This window comes from Gluconacetobacter entanii (assembly GCF_003206495.1).
In the GTDB taxonomy this organism is placed as follows: domain Bacteria; phylum Pseudomonadota; class Alphaproteobacteria; order Acetobacterales; family Acetobacteraceae; genus Novacetimonas; species Novacetimonas entanii.
Map to the genome: position 1 here is coordinate 1 of NZ_NKUF01000023.1, position 19882 is coordinate 19882.

The 19882-nt window shown below is 65.6% G+C and carries 19 protein-coding genes and 1 tRNA gene; 7 read left to right on the forward strand and 13 right to left on the reverse strand.

The annotated features are described in order from the left end of the window. Positions 1-42: 42 nt before the first annotated feature. The 4 genes from CFR72_RS10625 to CFR72_RS10640 are packed head-to-tail and all read right to left on the reverse strand — an operon-like array spanning position 43 to position 5402. Positions 43-1755, reverse strand: a complete 1713-nt coding sequence (locus tag CFR72_RS10625; RefSeq protein WP_110913925.1) for an ABC transporter substrate-binding protein — start codon at positions 1753-1755, stop codon at positions 43-45. Next, positions 1752-2372, reverse strand: a complete 621-nt coding sequence (locus CFR72_RS10630) for an SCO family protein (protein ID WP_171790026.1) — start codon at positions 2370-2372, stop codon at positions 1752-1754. The genes CFR72_RS10625 and CFR72_RS10630 overlap by 4 nt, the downstream gene beginning before the upstream one ends. Next, positions 2372-5161 carry a DNA polymerase I gene (gene polA, locus CFR72_RS10635; RefSeq protein WP_110913926.1) on the reverse strand — a complete coding sequence of 930 codons (2790 nt, stop codon included), beginning with the start codon at positions 5159-5161 and terminating at the stop codon, positions 2372-2374. Before polA ends, CFR72_RS10630 begins: the two co-directional genes overlap by 1 nt. Positions 5162-5177: 16 nt before the next feature. After that, positions 5178-5402 carry a zinc-finger domain-containing protein gene (locus tag CFR72_RS10640; RefSeq protein WP_110913927.1) on the reverse strand — a complete coding sequence of 75 codons (225 nt, stop codon included), beginning with the start codon at positions 5400-5402 and terminating at the stop codon, positions 5178-5180. Between the two features lie 71 nt (positions 5403-5473). Between CFR72_RS10640 and CFR72_RS10645 the strand changes: the two genes are divergently transcribed. Together CFR72_RS10645 and CFR72_RS10650 are read left to right on the forward strand one after the other, a co-directional pair. Continuing rightward, positions 5474-6592, forward strand: coding sequence for an alpha/beta hydrolase (locus tag CFR72_RS10645; RefSeq protein WP_208630017.1), 1119 nt, complete (start codon positions 5474-5476; stop codon positions 6590-6592). Between the two features lie 58 nt (positions 6593-6650). After that, positions 6651-6727, forward strand: a tRNA-Arg gene (locus tag CFR72_RS10650). A gap of 672 nt (positions 6728-7399) precedes the next feature. Here the strand turns inward: CFR72_RS10650 and CFR72_RS17555 are convergent. Beyond that, positions 7400-7669, reverse strand: a complete 270-nt coding sequence (locus tag CFR72_RS17555; RefSeq protein WP_167400355.1) for a hypothetical protein — start codon at positions 7667-7669, stop codon at positions 7400-7402. A 268-nt stretch (positions 7670-7937) separates the two neighbouring features. Between CFR72_RS17555 and CFR72_RS10660 the strand changes: the two genes are divergently transcribed. After that, positions 7938-8348: a hypothetical protein gene (locus CFR72_RS10660; protein ID WP_233044418.1), complete on the forward strand. Its 411-nt coding sequence runs from the start codon at positions 7938-7940 to the stop codon at positions 8346-8348. A 7-nt stretch (positions 8349-8355) separates the two neighbouring features. Here the strand turns inward: CFR72_RS10660 and CFR72_RS10665 are convergent, their stop codons facing one another. From CFR72_RS10665 to CFR72_RS18300, 4 genes are read right to left on the reverse strand one after another with little or no spacing between them, the layout of a single operon-like run. Continuing rightward, complete coding sequence (locus CFR72_RS10665) at positions 8356-9255, reverse strand: metal ABC transporter solute-binding protein, Zn/Mn family (protein ID WP_110913929.1); 900 nt, start codon at positions 9253-9255, stop codon at positions 8356-8358. A gap of 33 nt (positions 9256-9288) precedes the next feature. Continuing rightward, complete coding sequence (locus tag CFR72_RS10670; protein ID WP_110913930.1) at positions 9289-10161, reverse strand: metal ABC transporter permease; 873 nt, start codon at positions 10159-10161, stop codon at positions 9289-9291. Further along, a complete protein-coding gene (locus CFR72_RS10675) occupies positions 10158-10997 on the reverse strand; it encodes a metal ABC transporter ATP-binding protein (protein ID WP_408869972.1) in 840 nt (279 codons plus the stop codon). The genes CFR72_RS10670 and CFR72_RS10675 overlap by 4 nt, the downstream gene beginning before the upstream one ends. Next, positions 10976-11107 (reverse strand): hypothetical protein, encoded by a 132-nt coding sequence (locus tag CFR72_RS18300; protein ID WP_279629164.1) that lies wholly within the window; start codon positions 11105-11107, stop codon positions 10976-10978. Before CFR72_RS18300 ends, CFR72_RS10675 begins: the two co-directional genes overlap by 22 nt. 354 nt (positions 11108-11461) lie before the next feature. Here CFR72_RS18300 and grxB point away from each other — a divergent pair, with 354 nt between their 5' ends. Together grxB and CFR72_RS10685 are read left to right on the forward strand one after the other, a co-directional pair. Further along, positions 11462-12106 (forward strand): glutaredoxin 2, encoded by a 645-nt coding sequence (gene grxB / locus CFR72_RS10680; RefSeq protein ID WP_110913932.1) that lies wholly within the window; start codon positions 11462-11464, stop codon positions 12104-12106. A 109-nt stretch (positions 12107-12215) separates the two neighbouring features. Then, on the forward strand, positions 12216-12554 hold the full coding sequence (locus CFR72_RS10685) for a hypothetical protein (RefSeq protein WP_110913960.1): 339 nt from the start codon (positions 12216-12218) through the stop codon (positions 12552-12554). A gap of 14 nt (positions 12555-12568) precedes the next feature. Here the strand turns inward: CFR72_RS10685 and CFR72_RS10690 are convergent, their stop codons facing one another. Beyond that, entirely contained in the window at positions 12569-12781 is a 213-nt protein-coding gene (locus CFR72_RS10690) for a hypothetical protein (RefSeq protein ID WP_040512651.1), read from the reverse strand. Positions 12782-12953: 172 nt separating this feature from the next. Here CFR72_RS10690 and CFR72_RS10695 point away from each other — a divergent pair, with 172 nt between their 5' ends. After that, on the forward strand, positions 12954-13808 hold the full coding sequence (locus CFR72_RS10695; protein ID WP_110913933.1) for an acid phosphatase: 855 nt from the start codon (positions 12954-12956) through the stop codon (positions 13806-13808). A gap of 314 nt (positions 13809-14122) precedes the next feature. Here CFR72_RS10695 and CFR72_RS10700 read toward each other — a convergent pair whose 3' ends face one another. After that, positions 14123-16210, reverse strand: coding sequence for an AAA family ATPase (locus tag CFR72_RS10700; protein WP_244182253.1), 2088 nt, complete (start codon positions 16208-16210; stop codon positions 14123-14125). A 284-nt stretch (positions 16211-16494) separates the two neighbouring features. On the opposite strand from CFR72_RS10700, the gene CFR72_RS10710 reads away from it, so the two are divergent. Next, positions 16495-17160 carry a preprotein translocase subunit YajC gene (locus CFR72_RS10710; RefSeq protein ID WP_110913936.1) on the forward strand — a complete coding sequence of 222 codons (666 nt, stop codon included), beginning with the start codon at positions 16495-16497 and terminating at the stop codon, positions 17158-17160. Positions 17161-17350: 190 nt separating this feature from the next. Here the strand turns inward: CFR72_RS10710 and CFR72_RS10715 are convergent, their stop codons facing one another. Together CFR72_RS10715 and CFR72_RS10720 are read right to left on the reverse strand one after the other, a co-directional pair. After that, positions 17351-18337, reverse strand: a complete 987-nt coding sequence (locus CFR72_RS10715; RefSeq protein ID WP_110913961.1) for a hypothetical protein — start codon at positions 18335-18337, stop codon at positions 17351-17353. Positions 18338-18930: 593 nt separating this feature from the next. Next, complete coding sequence (locus CFR72_RS10720) at positions 18931-19854, reverse strand: glucosamine inositolphosphorylceramide transferase family protein (RefSeq protein ID WP_110913937.1); 924 nt, start codon at positions 19852-19854, stop codon at positions 18931-18933. Positions 19855-19882 lie beyond the last annotated feature (28 nt).

Sequence of the window (19882 nt, forward strand, 5' to 3'; positions counted from 1 at the left end):
TGAAAGGCCACATCAACAGGCCTTACAGAAGACCGCACACGATCACACGTCAATATGGGTCAGAAAACTCTTGCATAACGGACGGCAACCACAGAAGAAGATCATGTGGTACAGGGTGGTATAGAAATAATTTCCCAGCCGCTTTGACACCAGGTCCACATAGTTCATGTGGATGACAGGAACCCCGGGGGATTGCTGGGTGATCAGGTCATTGGCCTGCATCCACAATGCGCGCGCCGCGTCGGGATCGACGGTTGCACGCGCACGGTCCATCACCTGCTGCACCTGCGCGTTGCAGAAGCCGGAGATGTTGATCGAACTGTCGGAATGGGGATGGAAATTCTCGCACCCTAACAGCGTGTCGAGGAAGTTGGAGGGCGAGGGATAGTCCGCATACCATTCGCGCAGGCTGATCTGCACATGGTTGTCGGTATTTTCGATATAGGTCGAATGGATGGTCTGCGACACGCTGCGGACATGCGCGTTGTAGCCGATGGCCTGCAGCATGCCGCGCACATAGGTCCCCATGCTCATGTCCACGGCGTTGGCCGCGACGACCAGTGTCACGTCCTGCCCCGCCGTACCGCTTTCGCGTACCAGTTGGCGGGCGCGTTCCAGATCCGGCCCCCGCCATGCGGGCGCGGGATGGCCGGGGGAGGCATCGCGGGTATAGGCGCACTGCCCGTCATTGGGCAGCAGGCCGGGCGGCACCATCGAACATAGCGGCGTGCCCAGCGCGCTGCCACCGGCCAGGATGCTCATCGCCCGGCGGTCGAGCGCGTAATTGACCGCCTGACGCGCCTTCAGGTTGTTGAATGGCGGCAGATTGACGTTCATCGGCAGGAAATACAGCCCGTACAGGGGCTGTACATGCACCTGCGCGGTATAGCGCGCGCCCAGTTCGCCCAGACGGTCCAGCGGCTTGTTGCCAAAGGCCCAGTCGTACTGCCCGTTTTCCACCGCCGTGACCCCGTCCTCGTCCGACAGGCCGAAATCATAGGAAATGGCATCGACGTAACCGTCTGGCTGCGCGTCGTTGTTCCATGCGTGGAAATAGGGATTGCGCGCCAGTTGCATATGCTGCTGCGGGTCATAGGCGACGATATGGTATGGCCCCGTGCCGGGGATCGGGCTGTTGCCCACGTCATGCAGCGGCGTGTCGGCCGGCAGGATGGAGGCATGGGGGAAGGCGATCTTCTGCGGGAATTCCGCGTCGGGTTCCTTCAGGCGGATGGTGATGCGCCGGGTTGCGGGATCGGTCTGCACCCCGTCGGCCAGGGTGCAGTGCGCGGGGTCGCGCATGCAGTCGTCCGAACCGATGATCCCGCCATAGAACGAACCCGCCGTCGGGCTGCCGACGATGAAGATCCGCCGCAGCGACGCCACCACGTCGTCAAGCCCGACCTCCCGCCCGTCGGAAAAGCGCACGCCACGGCGCAGGGTGAAAATCCATGTCTTTCCCCCGTCCGGTGTCTCGGGCAGGGATTCGGCAAGGTCGGGGACCAGTTCGCTGCCGGCCGGGCCCTGTGCCTTGCGGAAGTTCAGCAGCCCGTCATAGACGACATTGAACAACCGCATGTACATGGTGGCATAGTCGATCTGCGGGTCCAGCGTCCCGGCGGACGCCCGCGACGTCAGCCGCAGCGTCCCGCCCCGGTGACTGTCCTGCTGGTCCTGCGCATGCGCCGTCCCCCCGCCGTGCAGGCAGGTCATGCCCGCCACGGCCAGGGCAAGGCCCAGTCGGAGTGGCGTCATTTCTGGGCTGCCATCAACTGCTCGATGCGATCGGCAATCTCCTGCCCCGTGGCGGTCGTGGGGATCGTGCCGGAATACCGTTCGGTCGGCGACATGATGACGATCTGCGACGCCGGTTCCATCATGTAATCCCCACCCTCAAGCGGCTGGCGCACATAGGGGGCATGATATTCACGGGCCACGGCCTCGATCATCTTGGGCGATCCCGTCATGCTGAACAGGCGCGGGCCAAAGCGCAGCGTGTAGGTGCGCAGCACGTCGGACGTGTCACGCATGGGGTCGAGCGAGATGAAGATCGGCGCGACATAGCGCGCCTTTGCCGGGCCGAGGATGTCCATCGCCTTGGCCATCGCCGCCATGGTGGCCCCGCACTGCGTATCGGGGCAGTGGGTGGAGCCGAAATAGACCAGCATCCAGCGCCCGCGGAAATCGCTGTCGAGCACCGATCCGTCCGCCCCGTTGACCAGGCGGAAGGACCCGCCGACCTCGTTGCCATAGGTGGTCAGCGGCGGGGCCATCCGGTCGAAGATGCGGTAGCCCACATATCCCACCAGCGTTGAAACCGTCAAAATCACCACCGTGACGATAAGGATAAACCTGTCGCGTTTACTCAGCATCAGTGTGCGTCCGCCCAATTCGTTCCGGTCCCGGTCTCCACCACCAGCGGCACGGAAAGGGTCGCTGCGGATTCCATGACCTGCTTTACAAGGGCGGCGAGACGGTCCGCCTCTTCGTGCCGCACCTCGAACAGAAGTTCGTCATGGACCTGAAGCAGCATGCGTCCGTCAAGCCCTGCCTCACGCATTTCGTGAGGAATCCGCACCATCGCACGCTTGATGATGTCGGCCGCCCCCCCCTGAAGCGGGGCGTTGATGGCCTGGCGTTCGGCGTAATTGCGCCGTGCGGCGTTGCGCCCGTTGATTTCAGGCACCCAGCAGCGCCGCCCGAACGGTGTCACCACGTATCCCCTGGCGCGGGCCTCGTCACGTGTGCGCTCCATGTAGTCGCGGATGCCGGGATAGCGCGCGAAATAGGCGTCGATATAGCCCCGTGCCTCCCCCGGCGGGATGCCAAGCTGCCGGCCGAGGCCAAAGGCGCTGATGCCATAGATGATGCCGAAATTGATCGCCTTCGCCCGGCGGCGCGTCAGCGGGTCCATCCCTTCAAGGGGGATGCTGAACACCTCGGACGCGGTGCGGGCATGGATGTCCTGCCCCAGCGCGAACGCTTCCTTCAGCGCGGGGATGTCCGCCACATGCGCCAGCAGCCGCAGTTCGATCTGCGAATAATCCGCCGACAGCAGCACATGGCCCGCAGGCGCGATGAAGGCGCGGCGGATGCGCCCGCCCTCCTCGGTGCGTACGGGGATGTTCTGCAGGTTGGGATCGTTCGACGACAGCCGCCCCGTCGTCGTCACCGCCATCTGGAAGGAGGTATGCACCCGCCCCGTTTCGGGATCGACCTGGTTGACCAGCGCATCGGCATAGGTGCTCTTGAGCTTGGCCAGTTGCCGCCACGCCAGCACCTCCGCCGGGAGGTCATGCCCCTTGTCCGCAAGGTCCTGCAGCACCGACGAATCCGTCCCCCATGCGCCGGACTTCATGCGCTTGCCACCGGGCAGGCCCATCTCGTCAAACAGGATCTCGCCCAACTGCTTGGGGGAGCCGACATTGAACTCCCGCCCTGCAAGGGTGTGGATCCGCGCCTCGATCGTGGCCATGCGGCCCGCGAATTCGACCGACATGGCGCGCAGGTCGCTGGCATCGACCGCAATCCCCACCCGTTCCATGTCCGCCAGTATCCCCACCAGCGGGCGTTCCAGTTCCTCATACAGCGCCAGCGCCTGGTTGGGGCGCAGCAGCGGGCGCAGCACCAGCCACAGGCGCAGCGTGACATCCGCGTCCTCGGCGGCATAGGTGGTGGCGCGCGCGATATCCACGCGGGTAAAGGGCACGCGGTTGCGCCCGGTGCCCGTCACCTCGTCATAGGGGATGGGCGTGTGGTCCAGGTACAGCCGCGATAGTTCATCCATGCCCTGCGTATGCTTGCCCGCGAACTGGGCATAGGAAATCAGCATCGTGTCGTCGATGGGCGTGGGTTGCGGGGCACCCGCGCGCACCAGCACCTCCAGGTCGAACTTGGCGTTCTGGAACACCTTGAGCACCGACGGGTCCACCAGCAGGTCCGACAGGCACTCCAGCGCCACGGCGACATCCATCTGCGTGACCGATGCGCTGTCCATCAGGTCGCCCTCATGCGCCAGCGGGATGTAGCACGCACGCCCCGGCCGCGTGGCCAGCGAAATCCCCACCAGTCCCGCGCGCAGCGGGTCGAGGCCATCGGTTTCCGTATCCACCGCGCACACGCCCGCGGCCTGTGCCTCCGCCACCCATGCGCGCAGCGTGTCGGCGTCGGTGACGGTTTCATATTCGCCATAGGGCGCATCGGGCGCGGCGAGGGGGGCTGCCGCCGCATCACCGGAAACCGTCGCATGGACCGGGGCCGCGCGCCTTTTCGCCGCCGCCGCACCGGTACCCGTGGCGGGCAGGCCGATGCGCTGCATCAGGGAGCGGAAGCCCATTTCCTCCAGCCACGGGCCGAGTCGCGCCTGGTCCACGTCGCAGCAGGCCAGATCCGACAGCGGGACGGGGCAGGGCGCGTCCTCGCGCAGGGTGACAAGCTGGCGCGACAGGCGGGCCATGTCCGCATGCGCGATCAGGTTGTCACGCCGTTTCGACGCCTTCATCCCCGCCGCCGCATCAAGGATGGCGTCGAGGGAGCCGTATTCCTCCATCAGCGTTGCTGCCGTCTTCGGCCCGATTCCCGGCACGCCGGGCACGTTGTCCACCGGGTCGCCGATCAGGGCCTGCACGTCGATGACCTGCGCAGGCGCGACGCCGAACTTGGCGCGCACCTCGGCCTCGCCAATGGGTTTCTGCTTGATCGGGTCCATCATCTGCACGCCGGGGCGCACAAGCTGCATCAGGTCCTTGTCGGAGGAGATGATGGTGCATGTCCCACCCGCATCCGTCGCCTTGCGCGCATAGGCCGCGATCAGGTCGTCGGCTTCCCATCCCGCCTCCTCGATCGCAGGCACGCTGAAGGCGGCGGTGGCGTCGCGCACCAGCGCGAACTGCGGGCGCAGGTCCTCCGGTGGTTCGGGGCGGTGGGCCTTGTACTGGTCATACAGGTCGTTGCGGAACGTGTGGCGTCCCGCGTCGAAGATGACCGCCAGATGTGTTCCCGCATGTTCGCGCAGCAGGCGCGCAAGCATGTTGGTGAATCCGAATACCGCATTGACGGGCGTTCCGTCCGGGCTGGTCATGGGTGGCAAGGCGTGGAAGGCGCGGAAAATGAAACCGGAGCCATCCACAAGGATCAGGCGGACCTGCGCGTCAGTGTGCATCTGGATCAGGGGTTTTTCAGTGCGTATCGCCGCTGGTTGCCTCGGGGTTGAGCACGAACAGGCGCGAGCAGTAGGGGCAGAACGTCTGGTGGTCCGCGATGCGCAGGAACACGCGCGGATGGCCCAGCGCGCCAAGGCCGCCGTCGCATGACAGGACGCGCGAATCGACCACGATCGTCTCGATCAGGCCCAGGACGGGATGGGGCGTCGGGTTGGGCTGGTGTTTGGTCAGGTCTTGCATTTCGATGAACCTCGGGCTTGTTGTCCGGACATGGAGTGCGATGCCCCGGCAGACCCGTGGCGTCGATGATGATGATACGCAGGATTGCCGTGCTTTCAAACCTTCGCCTGTCACGCCTGCTTTATCCGGCGTTCCTTCTGCTGCTGGCCGGATGCGCGACACATGATGCCCCGACGCCCGTCCCGCCGTCCCGCCATGCGGACCTTGGCCGCCTTGTGCCGCCCGACCGGGTGATGGACGTGCCCGGCACGGGGCAGGTGCCGATGCGTGTGTGGCGCGCGACCGGGACGCCGCGCGCGGTGGTGCTTGCGCTGCATGGCTTCAACGACAGCCGCGATGCGTGGGAACGCCCCGGCCCGGTGCTGGCACGGCAGGGGATCACGCTCTATGCCCCGGACCAGCCGGGATTCGGCGCGATGCCGGACCGTGGCGGATGGGCGGGGACGGACGCGCTGGTTGCCGCCGCCCGGGCGGAGGCCGCGGCCATCGCACGTGAAAATCCCGGCCTGCCGCTCTATGTGATGGGCGAAAGCATGGGCGGGGCTGTGGCGGTATGCATGTCGGCGCAGGATGGCGCATCGGTGGAGACGCACGCGAATGTGTCGGCAGCCCCCCCCGATATCGCGGGCTATATCCTGCTGGCGCCGGCCGTGTTGGACCTTGGCGCGGGGACGGATGCGACGCTGAAGGCGATGGCCACCCTTGCGCCGCAATGGCGGCTGACGGGACGGGAACTGCCGGTGCATGTGACCGCATCCGACGACATTCTGGCGCTGGCGCGGCTGTATTACGATCCGCTGACGTTGCGCACGACACGCACGACCGCGCTGGCGGGACTGGCGACGCTGATGCATCGCGCGGCGCATGAGGTGGGGCATATGCACGGCCCCGTCCTTGCGGTCTATGGCGGGCGGGACCAGTTGGTGCCACTTGCGGCGATGACACGGGCATGGGCGCACCTGCCGCCCGGCGCGCGGCGTGACTTCATCCCCGCGGGCTATCACCTGCTGCTGCGCGGGCGGCAGGGGGACAAGGTCATGCGTGACATCGTGTCATGGATCGAACGCCCCGACGACTTCCTGCCGTCGGGCGGGGATATCGCGGCCAGCACATGGAACGACGCACGGGACGGCCATGCGCAGCCCCCCTTCTTCCTGCCCGCGCAGATGGACGGGCTGGTGCGGAAGTGAAAATGCACGATTTCAGGGCTGGCGTTCGCGGCCCCGACAGGGTATGCAGGGCGGCAGTGGACTCGTAGCTCAGCTGGATAGAGCGTCGCCCTCCGAAGGCGAAGGTCGAAGGTTCGAATCCTTTCGAGTCCGCCAATTCCTTGATTTTTCTCAGTTTTCCGCCAAGGTTTGTGCATCTCCGGCCGGGTTTGACAATCCGCCCGTCAGAACAATGGCATTCCCGGCAAGCTGCACCTCCTGTCTCGACCAATGAGGCATGAGCACTGCCGGTACCCGGATCCTGGCCAGGCGCTCATGGTCTGGCACTGCATCGCGTCATGCATACAGTCGGATGCATTAAGTAAATCTTCGTAACGAATATCTGGCCGCATGGGGCGATAATGTTTCAGCATCCTTGAACAAATGCTGAAGTTCCATGTCCCGCATCCGTCCATTTGTCGCATCTGTATGTCTTTTGTTGCCTCTGGGTCTGGGCGCATGCCACGGGCAGCATCGCGAAACCGACTCCCGCTGCCGCAGGGGGCCTCTGTCCCATCCGCCAGATAGACCGCCGGACATGGGGCAGGGCTTTCGTGGTGGCGACATGACCGGAGGCATTGCGGATGGTCCCGGCGGAATGTCCGGCATGAGGATGCCGGGAAGCGGCATGGCAGGCATGGGCAATGATGGAATGCGCGGTGATGGCGGCGGTTTCGGGGGCCATATGGGGTCACCGCCGGATATGGAGCGGTCAGCCGTCCCATGCGATCCACCCCCCGCACCTCGGGAAAGGCATGCTGCACCGGAACCGCCGGCAGGAAACGCAAATCAGGACGTGGACGTCTCGAAAATACAGATCGGCGGTAAGGGGTGATGTCGCGTCACTCCCTCCGGATTATGGTGGCCGCCGGATGTCTGCTGCTGCTTGCCGCCTGTGCTGAACATCGGCCACCGCTCGACGATGATGGCCTGCCTGTCACCGATGGCTCGGAAGATGGCGGCCCTTCCCATGGGGGGCGCGGTGGCCCGGGTGGGGGTGGCATCTGGTCGGATGTCCTGCATACAGCCATGCAGACCGGCATGGGTTTTCTTCATCATTAGAATTATCAGGTCGTGCCCGGTCGCATGGATTGCCGCCTTTTGATCGAAAAAGGCGGCGTCTTTCGAAGCTTTTTGAAAAAAAGCTTCACCAAAAACTTCTGGCTCATTCCTGCGGCATTTTCACGGGTCCGCTTTTGGTGGGGCCTGCGTGAAACTCCTTCCCGTGTGGGTGGTTAGGGCTGCATCCGGCAGGGTCCCCCCTTCCGGTTCCGGATGGGGTGGACCATGCACTCATCTTTACGTCCCGCAAGAAGGATGAAAAGCGATGCGTTATCCCCCGCTTGGGCTGGCATGGCCCATGGTCGTGACGTTTGTCCTTGCCACCGGTCCCGCACTGGCACAACCACGTACCACCACCGCGCCCGCATCGTCACCCCAATCGGTGGCCCAGGGCGCCGTTGAGGGCGCGCCGGGGGCGCGACTGGCCGGGTATCTCAATTTCTGCATCAGCAACGGCCTGCTGCCGCATGGGGAAACGATGGCGCTGCTTGACCATACGATCGCCCGGTCCAATGCGGTCTTCAACGACCATCGCGGCGACATGGATTATGCGCAGGGGACGGCGGGCATCCTGCAACCCGCGAACCCCAACGGCATGCGGATCACGGACCTCGACATCCCGCAGCGGCGCGGCCTGTGCGATCAGGTCCGGCGCAAAGCCGCCGCCGCAGGGTGAAGGCGCGTCAGTGCGAGGTCAGCATCGCCGGGACCATCAGGTCCACGTCATGGCGGATCATGGCGATATAGTCCGCCGCCGGCCCATCGGGCGGGGACAGGGCCTCCACATACAGCGTGCCGCCCGGACGCGCGCCCGTGGCGGTGGCGACCTGTTTCACCAGTCGCGGGTCGGCGGCATTTTCCATGAAATAGGTGCTGACGCCCAGCGTGCGGATCTGGCGGATCAGGGCGGCGACATCGGCGGCGGAGGCCTCGGTCTCGGTTGACAGGCCCTGCGGCGCCATCAGCGTCACGCCATATTCGCGCCCGAAATAGCCAAAGGCGTCATGCCCCGTCAGGACCCGGCGGCGTTCGGCCGGCACGGTTGCGATCCGTTCACGGATATACCGGTCAAGGTCGCGCAACCGGACGAGGTAGGCGTCCGCATTCGCGCGAAAGGCGTCCGCATCCTCCGGATCGACCCGGATCAGCGCGTCGCGGATGTTGCGCGTCCAGATTTCCACGTTCGGCACGCTGTTCCACACATGCGGGTCGGTCACGTCGTGCCCGTCCTCCCTCATGTCATGCACGGGGATGCCATCGGATACGATGACGGGCGTGCCATGGTATCCCGCCGCGCTGGCAAGGCGGACGAACCACGTCTCCAGCCCCTCGCCGCTGAGGAAGATCACGTCCGCCTGCTGCAGCTTCCCGGCATCGGCGGGGGAGGGTTCGAATTCGTGCGGGTCCCCGTCGGGTGGCACCAGCGAGGTGACGGTGGCATGCGTGCCCCCCACCTGCCGCACCACATCGGCCAGCACGGTGAAGCTGGCGACGGCATGGACCGTGCGGGCCATGGCCGCATGCACCGGCGCAAGCCCCGCCACAAGGGCGGCGCAGGCCAGCGGCAGAAGGCGGAGTTTCATGTCAGGGTGCCTTTTCCAAGCGCGTTCGGGGGATCAGTTGCGTGTCAGGCGTGGGGCGAACAGGCGCGATGCCAGCCCCATCGGCGCCAGCAGGAGCGAGACGCCATAGAACAGGCTGCATGTCAGGATGATGGTCGGCCCCGACGCCATGCGGCAGTGAAACGACACCAGCAGGCCGCCCAGTCCCGACAGGGCGGCAATCGTGGCGGACAGCGTCATCATGACCCACAGCCTGCGTGTCCACAGGCGCGCGGTCGCGGCGGGCAGCATCATCATCCCCACCGCCATCAGCGTGCCCAGCGCCTCGAACCCGGAGACGAGGTTGAGCACCACGAGGAACAGGAACAGCATGTGGCATGCCCCGCCCCGCCCGCCCACAAGCCGCATGAACCCCGGATCGACACATTCCATCACCAGCGGCCGCCACACCACGGCCAGCATGCACAGCGTCACCGTGGACACCCCGCCCATCAGGCACAGCGTCGGCGTGTCGATGGCAAGGATGGTGCCGAACAGCACATGCAGCAGGTCGATGTTCGACCCGTGGGCCGAGACGATCAGCACGCCAAGCGCAAGGGACGTGAGGTAGAAGCTTGCGAAACTCGCATCCTCCGACAGGCGGGTATGGCGGCTGACCAGACCGGACAGCAGCGCCACCCCAAGGCCCGCGACAATCCCGCCCAGCCCCATCGCCGTCATCGACAGTCCCCCCGCCAGCAGGAAGCCGATGGCGGCACCCGGCAGGATCGCGTGGCTCATCGCATCGCCCACCAGGCTCATGCGGCGCAGTTGCAGCAGCACGCCCACCGGCCCGGCCCCAAGCCCCAGCGCAAGCGACGCGACCAGCGCGCGCCGCATGAACCCGAAATCCGCGAACGGGGCGATGAACAGGTCGTGCAGCGTCATGCCCACAGGTCTCCCGGTGATACGCCCCGTGGCCGCGTATCCCCCGCCGCACCGGCATCGGGCGCGCTGTCCGCCCCCATGGGGCAGGCAAAGACCGCATTGCCGCCATAGGCACGTTCCAGCAGCGCGGGCGTCAGGACCGCCTCCGTCGGCCCCCAGTGGGCCGTGCCCTGTGCCAGCAGGACGACATTGGGAAAGTGCTGCGTGATCTGGCGCAGGTCGTGCAGGACCGCGATCACGGTCCGCCCCTCGTCACGCCAGTGATCGACAAGGTGCAGCAGGTCGCGCGTCGTCGGCGCGTCCAGCGCGGTGAAGGGTTCGTCAAGGATGATGACCCGCGCATCCTGCATCAGCAGTCGCGCGAACAAAAGGCGCTGGAACTGTCCCGCCGACAGGTCGCCAATGCCGCGTTCTTCCATCCCCGACAGGCGCACATGGCGCAGGCAGTGCGCGGCACGTTCACGCAGGCCGGCGCTGACCGCGCCAAACGCCCCGGTCACGCGCCACGCCCCCGACAGGACAAGGTCCGCCACACATAGCGGGAAGGTCCGGTCGATGTCGCGGGCCTGCGGCAGGTAGCCGAAGTCGCGCGGATGCTGCCCGCCATAATCGATACGCCCCGCACGCAGCGGTATTTCGCCCAGCAGCGCGCGCACCAGCGTCGATTTGCCCGCCCCGTTGGCCCCGGCGATGGCCGTCAGGCTGCCGGGGGCGAACGTGCCGCTGACATGTTGCCAGACCGGCGTGCGGTCATACCCCGCGGCAATGTCATGCAGCGTCAGTCCGCCCGCCATGGCGGGCATGTCCGTCCGGGTCATGGCAGGCGCGCCGCCCATGCAATGGCCATCCACAGCAGCCCGATGGGCACCCCCATCCACGCCAGGCGCCATGCCCATGACCGGGCCATCCATGTCTGGAGCGTGCGTGCGGGGGGAGGGGGCTTCACCCCGGGCTGTGTGGTAATGGGCCTGTCATTCCGCGCGGTGGGAGACGATCCGCGTTTATTGTTATATTATAACGTTTTCACATTACACCCCCGACCGCCTTCCGGTCAAGGCGCGCGCCACATGCCCCCCGACGGGGGCAGGCCCGTGGGGGCGGGTTTTGCGTGTGGGGGGAATGATTGCGTATCACGCAGGCCGCCTGCATAGTGCAGGCTGTATCCTGCTTCCAGTCGGGCGCGGCAGGTCTCGTCATAACGCACTGATATATTTTGATAAAAGTTTTCGGGTGACGCCTTTTTCAAAAGGCGGCGTCTTTCGAAGCTTTATGGTCTGGCAACAGGAGATGAAGGGTTAGGATGCGACTCTATAGCTATGATCACTGTCCCTTCTGCGTAAAGGCGCGGATGATCTTCGGGCTGAAGAAGATCCCGGTGGAGGTGATAACCCTGCTCAATGATGACGTGGCGACGCCCACGCGCATGATCGGGACGAAGATGCTGCCAATCCTGGAACAGGACGGGCGGTACATGGGCGAAAGCATGGACATCGTCGATCATGTGGACGCCATGGATGGCCATCGTATCCTGACGGGGGCGATCAGTCCGCAGGTGGGGGAATGGATACAGGCCACGAACGCCGTCGCCTTCCGCCTGATCCTGCCGCGTGACGCCGCCGCCCCGCTGGAGGAATTCGCGACCACGGCGGCGCGGGCCTATTTCATGCGCAACAAGGAAAGGATGGTCGGTCCCTTTGGCGCGCTGCTTGATGACAGCGCGGGGATGATCGCGCAGGTCGATGCACGCCTGCGTGCGCTCGCCCCGCTTGTGCGTGCGCCCGATGCGGTCAATGGCGCACTGTCGGTCGATGATATCCACCTGTTCGCCCTGCTGCGCAGCCTGACCATCGTCGCGGGCCTGACCTGGCCGGAGGCGGTGGCCGGATACTGCCGCACGATGTCGCGGGCGTGTGGCGTGCCGCTGCTTGATTCCATCAGCGCATAGGCGCGTTGCGTGTGAAAGTGACCCACGTCATTGAACCGCGTCGCATGGTGGTGGTTTGTGATGCAGGGCCAGCGATATATGGCCCGCCATGAATGATCAGGAGACCGCCATGCCGCGTTTCACCGATGACACCGACCGCCCCGGCGACATGGGCGGGGGCAAGCACGCAACCGCCCGCCGCCTGGCCGAGGCCGGTATCCGCGCCGAGCAGGCCGGCGACCAGGCGCGCGCCGACGAACTGTTTGACGAGGCCGAGCGCACCGATCCCGAAGCGCTGGAAAATGTGCTGATGGAAAATCCCGCCCCACGCAGGCGCGTATCCGGCCGGGGGTTTGGCGACGACGCGGCGATTGCCCGCGCCGGGCGCGAAGTACGCCCCGATTCCGATGCGCCGTCACGCGCCGGGATTACCGACAACGGCAGCGGGGCCGATTCAGAACGCCGCTGAGGGCGGCGCGGGGACTACATCGACGGTCCCCACATGCCCAGCACGAACAGGATCGCGCCCAGCGCCATCATGACGATATGGAACATGACGTCGCCCGGCATCGCGACCAGCGGGTCCATGTGCGCGGAGCGTACGAACTGCACCACCACCAGAATCGCGCCACCGACGCACAGTGCGATACGAAGGGGGCTGATATTCCCCGGCAGCAGCGATGGTTTGCGGTTCATGTCGTGTCCATTGGCAGATATCGGGCCATCATGGCACATAAATTCCCCATTTTGAACCATTCCGGATGACATGGGCCCATGCGCGCGCGCGGCAGGGCGGATTTCATGCGACCTGTTATTGGGAATATGAAATAAAGCCCGTTCGTCGATTCTGAAGGAATGATGGAACAGCATGGACAGGGGATTTTTGTCACGGCGCAGGCGCGCGCGGCGCCGGGGGACATGCGGCGCGCGCGCCATGGTGTGGGCCTGTATGCTGGCGGGGGGCATGGCGCTGTCATCGGCTCATGCCCATCGCGCGGCGCCACCGCCATCGCCCCCCGGGCCGCCATTGCCGGACGGGCGGATTTTCCTGCCGCCGCCGCCAGCCCCCGAAACCGCCAGCAACGCCTCCGACGCCAGCATCTTTGCCGATACGCGCGTGCAGGAAGGCAGCGGGCGCTGGAAACTGGCGCAGCGTGATGCCCGCCATGGCGTGGGGCATATGCTGTCCGCCTTTTCCTGCGCTGCGGGCTTCACCCTGTCGCCCACCCACCTGCCCCGGCTGGAGGCGCTGCTGACCCGGCTGGAGGCACGGGTCGAACCCGTGGTCGCGCAGGAAAAGGCGCAGTGGAACCGCCCGCGCCCCTATTCCGAAATCGAACTGCCGCTGTGTGTGGCCGACCGGGGGGAGGTGGCGCGCACGCCGTCCTATCCCTCCACCTATGCCACGCTGGGCTGGATGACGGGGGCGGTGCTGTCGGACCTGCTGCCGACGCGCATGGCCCAGATCATGCGACGGGCGCGGATCTATGGCGAAAGCCGCGTGATCTGCGGCGTGCACTGGCACAGCGACATCACGGCGGGATGGATGAACGGGGCGGTCCTGTATACCGCCATGCGGGGGGAGGCGGATTTTGCCCGTGACCTCGACGCCGCCCGCGCGGAAATCGAGGCCCTGCGCGACCATCAGCCCGCCCATGTGCTGCCACCGGATGCCAGTGAATGTGCCGAGGAAGAAGACGCGGCCGCCCATCCGCCCCAATAATGCACCGCCGTTGTGTGCAGGGAACACCCGGGCTCTGCCCGGCCCCGGCAGGGAGGGCGCCCCCTGCACCCTGACCTGTCTAAGAAGTCGTGGTTTCCAAAGGGTAATACCCTTTGGTGGGGGTTCGTGGGCAAAGCCCCTGAAGGTGCGATGCAGTCGGTGCATGGGCCATCCGGGCTCTGCCCGGCCCCGGCAGGGAGCGCGCTCCCTGCATCCTGATCTGTTTAAGAAGTCATGGTTTCCAAAGGGTAATACCCTTTGGTGGGGGTTCGGGGGCAACGCTCCTGAGCGTGCACCGCCATGCGGGACGTGGCCTACATTGCAAACCCGATTGTCTGGCTGCCTTCGCGTCCCTTGATTTCCGCCGCCAGCAGGTCGAGCATCGCCTGTGGTGTGGCAGGTGTGTCGAGCAGCGCCTGCCTGCGCACCACAAGGGCGAAGTCAGAGGGCGTCAGCGTGCGCAGCCGGGCCAGTCCGTCTGGCGCGGGCAGGTCGAAGAAGCGTTCGAACGCATGGCGCGCCTGCTGTGGCGTGAGATAGTCGAAGCGCGCGCGCAGCAGGAAGCGCCGCATGCTGGCAGGGTCAAGGCGCGAGGCGAGGTTGGTGGTGCACACGAATGGCAGAGGGTGGCTTTCCATCCATGTCAGCATCTCGTTCACCTGGCTGACTTCCCAGTTGCGCTCGGCGGAGCGGCGATCGCCAAGCAGGCTGTCCACCTCGTCGAAAATCAGGAAGGCATTGGTGTCGCGTGCCTCGGCAAAGGCGGCGGCGATCTTCTGCTCGCTCTGGCCGACATATTTGTCCAGAAGGTCGGAGGCGCGTTTCTGCAGTACCGGAAGCTCCATCATGTCCGCAAGGTAGCGGGCATACGCACTTTTCCCCGTCCCCGGCGGCCCCGACAGCAGGAGGGAGACCGCACGCGGCGCCCCCGGCCGCGACAGGCGCGTGGCCAGTGCCGCAAGGTCGCAGTCGGCATTGACCAGCGATGCATCATACGGCGCGTCCCCCCCCGGCGGCGGCATGACGACCCGGCCTGCCGATGCGGCCTGCGTGATGCCGGTGGCGATGGTGCACACCATGGTCGAATCCCCGCCCGCCAGCCGCGTCGAACGCAGCGCGTTGCGCAGGATCGCGGGCGGCGCGGGAATGGCGCGCGCCAGCAGGGCGGCGGCGTCGGGCGTCAGGGGGACGTGTTCTTCCTGCGCCATGTCCTGCCACAGGCGCGTGCGCACCGCGACGCCGGGCTGGCGCATCTCGATGCACAGGGCCATGCGCCGCGCGATGGCGGGGCCAAGCATCTCCACATCGTTGGCCGTCCAGATCACCGGGGTGCCCCCCTGTTCCAGCAGGCGGTGGAAAAAGACACGGCTGTAGGATTGCGGGGCCTCGAACAGGCCGGTGGTGAACAGGTCCTCCGCCTCGTCAAACAGCAGGACGGAGGACGTGTTGCGCAACATGCGCGTGCTGCACCGCAGGTCCGCCAGACGTTCATGGCGCGACGGTTCGTCGCCGCTGCTGTCGGCCTCGCCCACCGGGTACAGCGTGGCGCCGACATGGGCGGCAAGGGTTGCCGCGAATTCGGTCTTGCCCGTGCCGGGCGGGCCATACAGCAGGATGTTGATGCCCGGCGCATGGTCGCGCACGGCGGCGGCCAGCACCCTTGCCGCAATTTCCGCCTGCTCGCCCAGATGGGCGAAGGCCTCCCACGGCAGGGTGGCCCCGCGTGGCTGCCCCAGCAGGAGGGAGCGGATGTCGCCCACCACGCGCGCGCGCCGGTTCATCAGCGCCATCAGGCGCGGCAGCAGCGTGATGTCGCCGTCCTCGTCCACGCTCATCAGGCCGCTCATGCGCAACTGCCCCTCGGGGGCGAGGGCGGTGGCGATTTCCGGCTCCGGCCGGTTGAGCAGCATGTGCAGCAGCGAGATGTCCTCGCACAGGAACGGCCCGCGGGAGCGGTTTTCGCACAGGTCGTCCCACAACTGCTCGAAATGGCCATTGAGGCGGTAGCACATCGCAAGGCCAAGGATGTCGGTCGCCACGTCATCCAACCCCGTCGCGCGGCGCAGTTCCGACAGCCATGCGTCAAGGTAGCCGCCCTGTCCCCCCTGCGTGTCGCGCGCCTCCTCCAGCGCATGGCCCAGGCGTTTCCATTCGGTGACGGTGGGCGGCGTGTCGCCATCGCGGCGGACCATGGCGGGCAGCGCCTTGTCCGGCAGGCCAAGGTCGGGCTGTGCCTGCACCGCGCAGCGCACCAGCGATCCCGCGTCGCGCGCGCCACGGTGGATCGCACCATGCAGCGCACACAGCATGTCCAGCAGACGGCGCATGTCCCCCTTTACCCGTGACGGGCGTGCGGCGGTCACGCGGCGATGGGCCGGGCGTCTGCTTTTGGCAAGCGGCATCGGGTCGGATCTCCTGCTGTTGGGGATGGAATATACGGACCATGGCGACAAATGTCGTGCGAAAAGGCAGCCCCCCGCGCCCCTCGGGTCTGGACTGCGGCCTGCGCACCGAACCGCGGGCCATGCGTGGCGTTTTTGACGCAGGAAGGGGGAAAAACCGTATCCGACATGGTTTGTCTTAACCCTTATGTCGGCACGATACGATACTGGATCAAGACCTTGCCCGCCACGGTGGGGAAGGCAGGCATTTACAAGAACCTGAATTGTGGACGGAAAAGACCTCTATGAAAATCAAGACCCCGGCGGCCCTGCGTTCCCTGCGGCCTGCCTCTGTTACCGGCCTTGCGGCGCTGTCGCTTGGCATGATGGCGCTGGTTGCGGCCCCGCGCTGCGCGCAGGCCGATCCGTCGATCATCGTGGGGAACCAGGTGTCCTCCGCCACGGTGGAAACCGTGGATCATGAGGCGGGAACGGTGCTGCTGCGCGATCATACCGGTGACCTCGTGACCGTGCGTATCCCGCCGGAGGCCCGCAATGTCCCGCACCTGCAGGCCGGTGACAAGATCAATATCCGTTTTTTCAAGACGATGGCCGTCTCCATCGTCCCGCCCGGTACGGAACCGCCGGAATCGACCATTACGTCGGCCAAGGGGTACGCGGGACTGCACCCGCATGGCATGCTGGTCTCCAACCGTCGCGAACGGGTGCATGTGCTGGCGGTTGACCCGGCGCAGCACCTGATCACGTTCGACGATGCGGACCAGATCACCCGGACCGAGGTCGTGCAGCAAAAGGCGATGCAGGATTTCCTGAACACCGTAAAGGTGGGTGATACCGTCGATGTCACCGTGACCGACGCCGTATCGTTCGAGGTGATGAACCGCGTCATCGCCCCGTCCGCCACCGTGCAGCAGGCCCCCGGGCAGACCACCCCGCAGCAGGCGCCCTGAGGGTTGCGGGAATGACGGATGGCCCCTTCCGGTTGTGGGAGGGGCCGTTTTTTGTCAGGTGGTTGTTTGCACGCAAGCGGTTGATGAAAAGCATAAAGGTTTTTGGGGTGTCGCCTTTTTTTAAAAAGGCGACGTCTTCTGAAGCTTTTTGAAAAAAGCTTCACCAAAAACTTTTAGTCGTAAATAAGGTCTAGACCTGCCCGGACAGGGAATAGCCCGACACCACGCCGTCAAGCATCGCATCAAGCCCGTCCTGCAACAGCGGGTCCACGCCGTGGGCGACATGGGCGCGGGCGCGTTTCTTGATGCTGTTGGCCACGCGCAGGTTGATTGGCTGTGCCGTGCCTTCGCGCAGGACACTGGCGACGGAGACCTGGCGTTCATGGGCCGCGCGCACCAGCAGGAAGGCGATGTGGTTCAGGATGTTGCCGAATTCGAACCGGCCAAAGCGCGACCGGCAGCGCGTCATCTCGCCCAGCACCTCGATATAGCGGTCAATCACCGGGCGCGTGGTGTCGTGGCGGAAATGCAGGGTGTGGTATTTCGCCGCGCGGGCATGTTCGATGCGCGCGTCCTCCCATTCGCCCAGTACCTCGTTGCCGGTTTCGACCATGCTGTGCCGTGCGCGGGCGTCGAGGCAGGTGGACACGAAATCCCCATGCGCCGTCGCATCCCATGTCAGGCCCCTGCCCATGCGGCCTTCGCACAGGGCGAAGCGGAAGCGCCGCTGGCCGTCGATTCCGTACAGGATGGCGGTCCCCCACCGGCACAGCGGGTCGGTGCCCAGCACCATGACATGCGATGTGTCGCCACGACGCATGTGGTGCTGCCATGTCAGCACGTCGAACAGGCTTTCATCCTCCGCCACGCGGTCGATATGGGCATGGATATGGGCCATGAAGCGCGTGGTGGGCATGCCCGCGACACGCGGGGCGGCGAAATCGATCCGCCACCATGTCGCCGCGCGCAGCAGGTGAAAGGCCAGTGCATTGCGCAACACCACAAGTTCCTCGTCCACACCGACCTGTTCGCACAGGGCGGAGACCACGCTGAAACGGTGCGTCAGCATGCTGACCTGGCGTGACATCGGCGTCCACGGGTTGAAATAGTCAACCAGGACCTCCGGACGGGAATGGGTCAGGTGCCAGATGGCCCGGGTGCAGTGGGTTTCGCGCATCATAAGATCCTTCTTGGCCCATGGGGTCCGGTCCGGTGGGCAGGGAGGGTCAGGAGCAGGGTGGCAGGGGCATGGCCGGTCACGCATGGCCCGCAATGGTGGGGATGTGGCGAATGGTGGTGTCCCGCGCGCAGGTGCGCCTGCCGCATGGATGCCGGGGTCGTGTGTGCGCGACGGATGGCGTCGCGGCCAGCATCGGCCGGGCAATAACCCGGAGGCGTGATGCCTGACCATGTTTATTGATAACCATTCTTAACATCAAGTTAAAAATAGGACAGGTCGCACTTTCTTACGTGGGTGCGACCAACGGACGGTCCGGGCCTGCCTGCCGGATGTCCATGCGGACAGCACGATCTTTCGTGATACGGGTCCGCCTTCCCCCCGCATGTGGCGCATGGGGACGGCACTGGCGTCACGTTCCGGGGCACCCCGGCGCAGTATAAACGATCCGGGTCCGTTGCCTTTTTGTTGGAAGGGGAATGGTTATACCATTGGTATGGTGCCGGTTTTGAGAAAAGTTCCACGATCCCCCGGATTTCTACTTAGGAGATGGAAAATTCCTGTCCCGGCAGGCACCCCGGACGTTTATTCACCTATCCACCTGTTCCCTGCCGCCACAGGCGGCGCAGGACCAGTCGGTCCAGTTCCACCAGCGCCCGCCCGACGATGGACGGATCGGTATGCTTGGCGTCGAACAATGTCACCTCGCCGGCAGCAGACAGGGTGTGCATCCCGTCGTTGAACGGGGCGAAGGTCGCGGGCGCGTGCAGGGGGGCACTGGCCCGGGCCTCGAAATGCTGCGGCGTCAGGGTGGTGACATGCAGCGGCGTGATCGCCCCGCCATAGGTATGGGCGCAGTCCTGCGTCGGCAGTACCAACCCGTCTTCGGTCACGACGGGCGTGCCGCCGGGGCGGGTGCTGCGGATGTCGCGGCGCACGGGATTGCCCGGGTGGGGATGCCACGGCCCCATCAGGCGGTCGGCCCATGCGACATGCAGCAGGCTGATGCGGTCGGTCGCGGACTGTCCCCACGGGGCATGGAACATCCACCACCGTCCGTCGTGGAAAATGGGGGAGGCATCGACCGCGGCGCCGGGGAATGAGAATTCGGGCACCCGTTCCCAGCGATAGGGAAAGTCGGTGGCGCGATACAGGTTCTGCTGCCCCGACCGGCCGGATTCGGGCATCATGTAGAGCGTGCCGTCGGTATCGCGCACGATCACGGGATAGGACAGGTGCCACGGTTCGACCAGCACCGGGCAGTGTTCCACAAGCGTCAGGGCACGGTCGAACACGAACACGTCGATGCGCCCGATTTTCACGCGGTAATCATACGCCTCGGCAAAGACATACAGGCGCCCGTCCTGCCAGATGCCGAACGGGTCGGCGATGAAGCGGAACGGGCCGGGATTGTCGATCCATGTGACCGGGTGCGCCCCCACGCCATCGCGCAGCACCTGCGCCATGGGTGCATTGATGATGCCCGTGCGCCAGATATCGGTCCGTCCCAGTCCCAATGTCGTATCCTTTCGTGGATCATGCAGG

Bases quoted from the DNA above. Each gene is read 5' to 3' on its own strand.
- CFR72_RS10660 (WP_233044418.1), top strand. From the start codon at position 7,938: ATGCGTTATCCCCCGCTTGGGCTGGCATGGCCCATGGTCGTGACGTTT.
- CFR72_RS10715 (WP_110913961.1), bottom strand. From the start codon at position 18,337: ATGCGCGAAACCCACTGCACCCGGGCCATCTGGCACCTGACCCATTCC.
- grxB (WP_110913932.1), top strand. From the start codon at position 11,462: ATGCGACTCTATAGCTATGATCACTGTCCCTTCTGCGTAAAGGCGCGG.
- CFR72_RS10690 (WP_040512651.1), bottom strand. From the start codon at position 12,781: ATGAACCGCAAACCATCGCTGCTGCCGGGGAATATCAGCCCCCTTCGT.
- CFR72_RS10645 (WP_208630017.1), top strand. From the start codon at position 5,474: ATGATACGCAGGATTGCCGTGCTTTCAAACCTTCGCCTGTCACGCCTG.
- CFR72_RS10640 (WP_110913927.1), bottom strand. From the start codon at position 5,402: ATGCAAGACCTGACCAAACACCAGCCCAACCCGACGCCCCATCCCGTC.
- CFR72_RS10630 (WP_171790026.1), bottom strand. From the start codon at position 2,372: ATGCTGAGTAAACGCGACAGGTTTATCCTTATCGTCACGGTGGTGATT.
- CFR72_RS10695 (WP_110913933.1), top strand. From the start codon at position 12,954: ATGGACAGGGGATTTTTGTCACGGCGCAGGCGCGCGCGGCGCCGGGGG.
- CFR72_RS17555 (WP_167400355.1), bottom strand. From the start codon at position 7,669: ATGATGAAGAAAACCCATGCCGGTCTGCATGGCTGTATGCAGGACATC.
- CFR72_RS10710 (WP_110913936.1), top strand. From the start codon at position 16,495: ATGAAAATCAAGACCCCGGCGGCCCTGCGTTCCCTGCGGCCTGCCTCT.
- CFR72_RS10665 (WP_110913929.1), bottom strand. From the start codon at position 9,255: ATGAAACTCCGCCTTCTGCCGCTGGCCTGCGCCGCCCTTGTGGCGGGG.
- CFR72_RS10670 (WP_110913930.1), bottom strand. From the start codon at position 10,161: ATGACGCTGCACGACCTGTTCATCGCCCCGTTCGCGGATTTCGGGTTC.
- CFR72_RS10675 (WP_408869972.1), bottom strand. From the start codon at position 10,997: ATGGGCGGCGCGCCTGCCATGACCCGGACGGACATGCCCGCCATGGCG.
- polA (WP_110913926.1), bottom strand. From the start codon at position 5,161: ATGCACACTGACGCGCAGGTCCGCCTGATCCTTGTGGATGGCTCCGGT.
- CFR72_RS10625 (WP_110913925.1), bottom strand. From the start codon at position 1,755: ATGACGCCACTCCGACTGGGCCTTGCCCTGGCCGTGGCGGGCATGACC.
- CFR72_RS10685 (WP_110913960.1), top strand. From the start codon at position 12,216: ATGCCGCGTTTCACCGATGACACCGACCGCCCCGGCGACATGGGCGGG.
- CFR72_RS10700 (WP_244182253.1), bottom strand. From the start codon at position 16,210: ATGCCGCTTGCCAAAAGCAGACGCCCGGCCCATCGCCGCGTGACCGCC.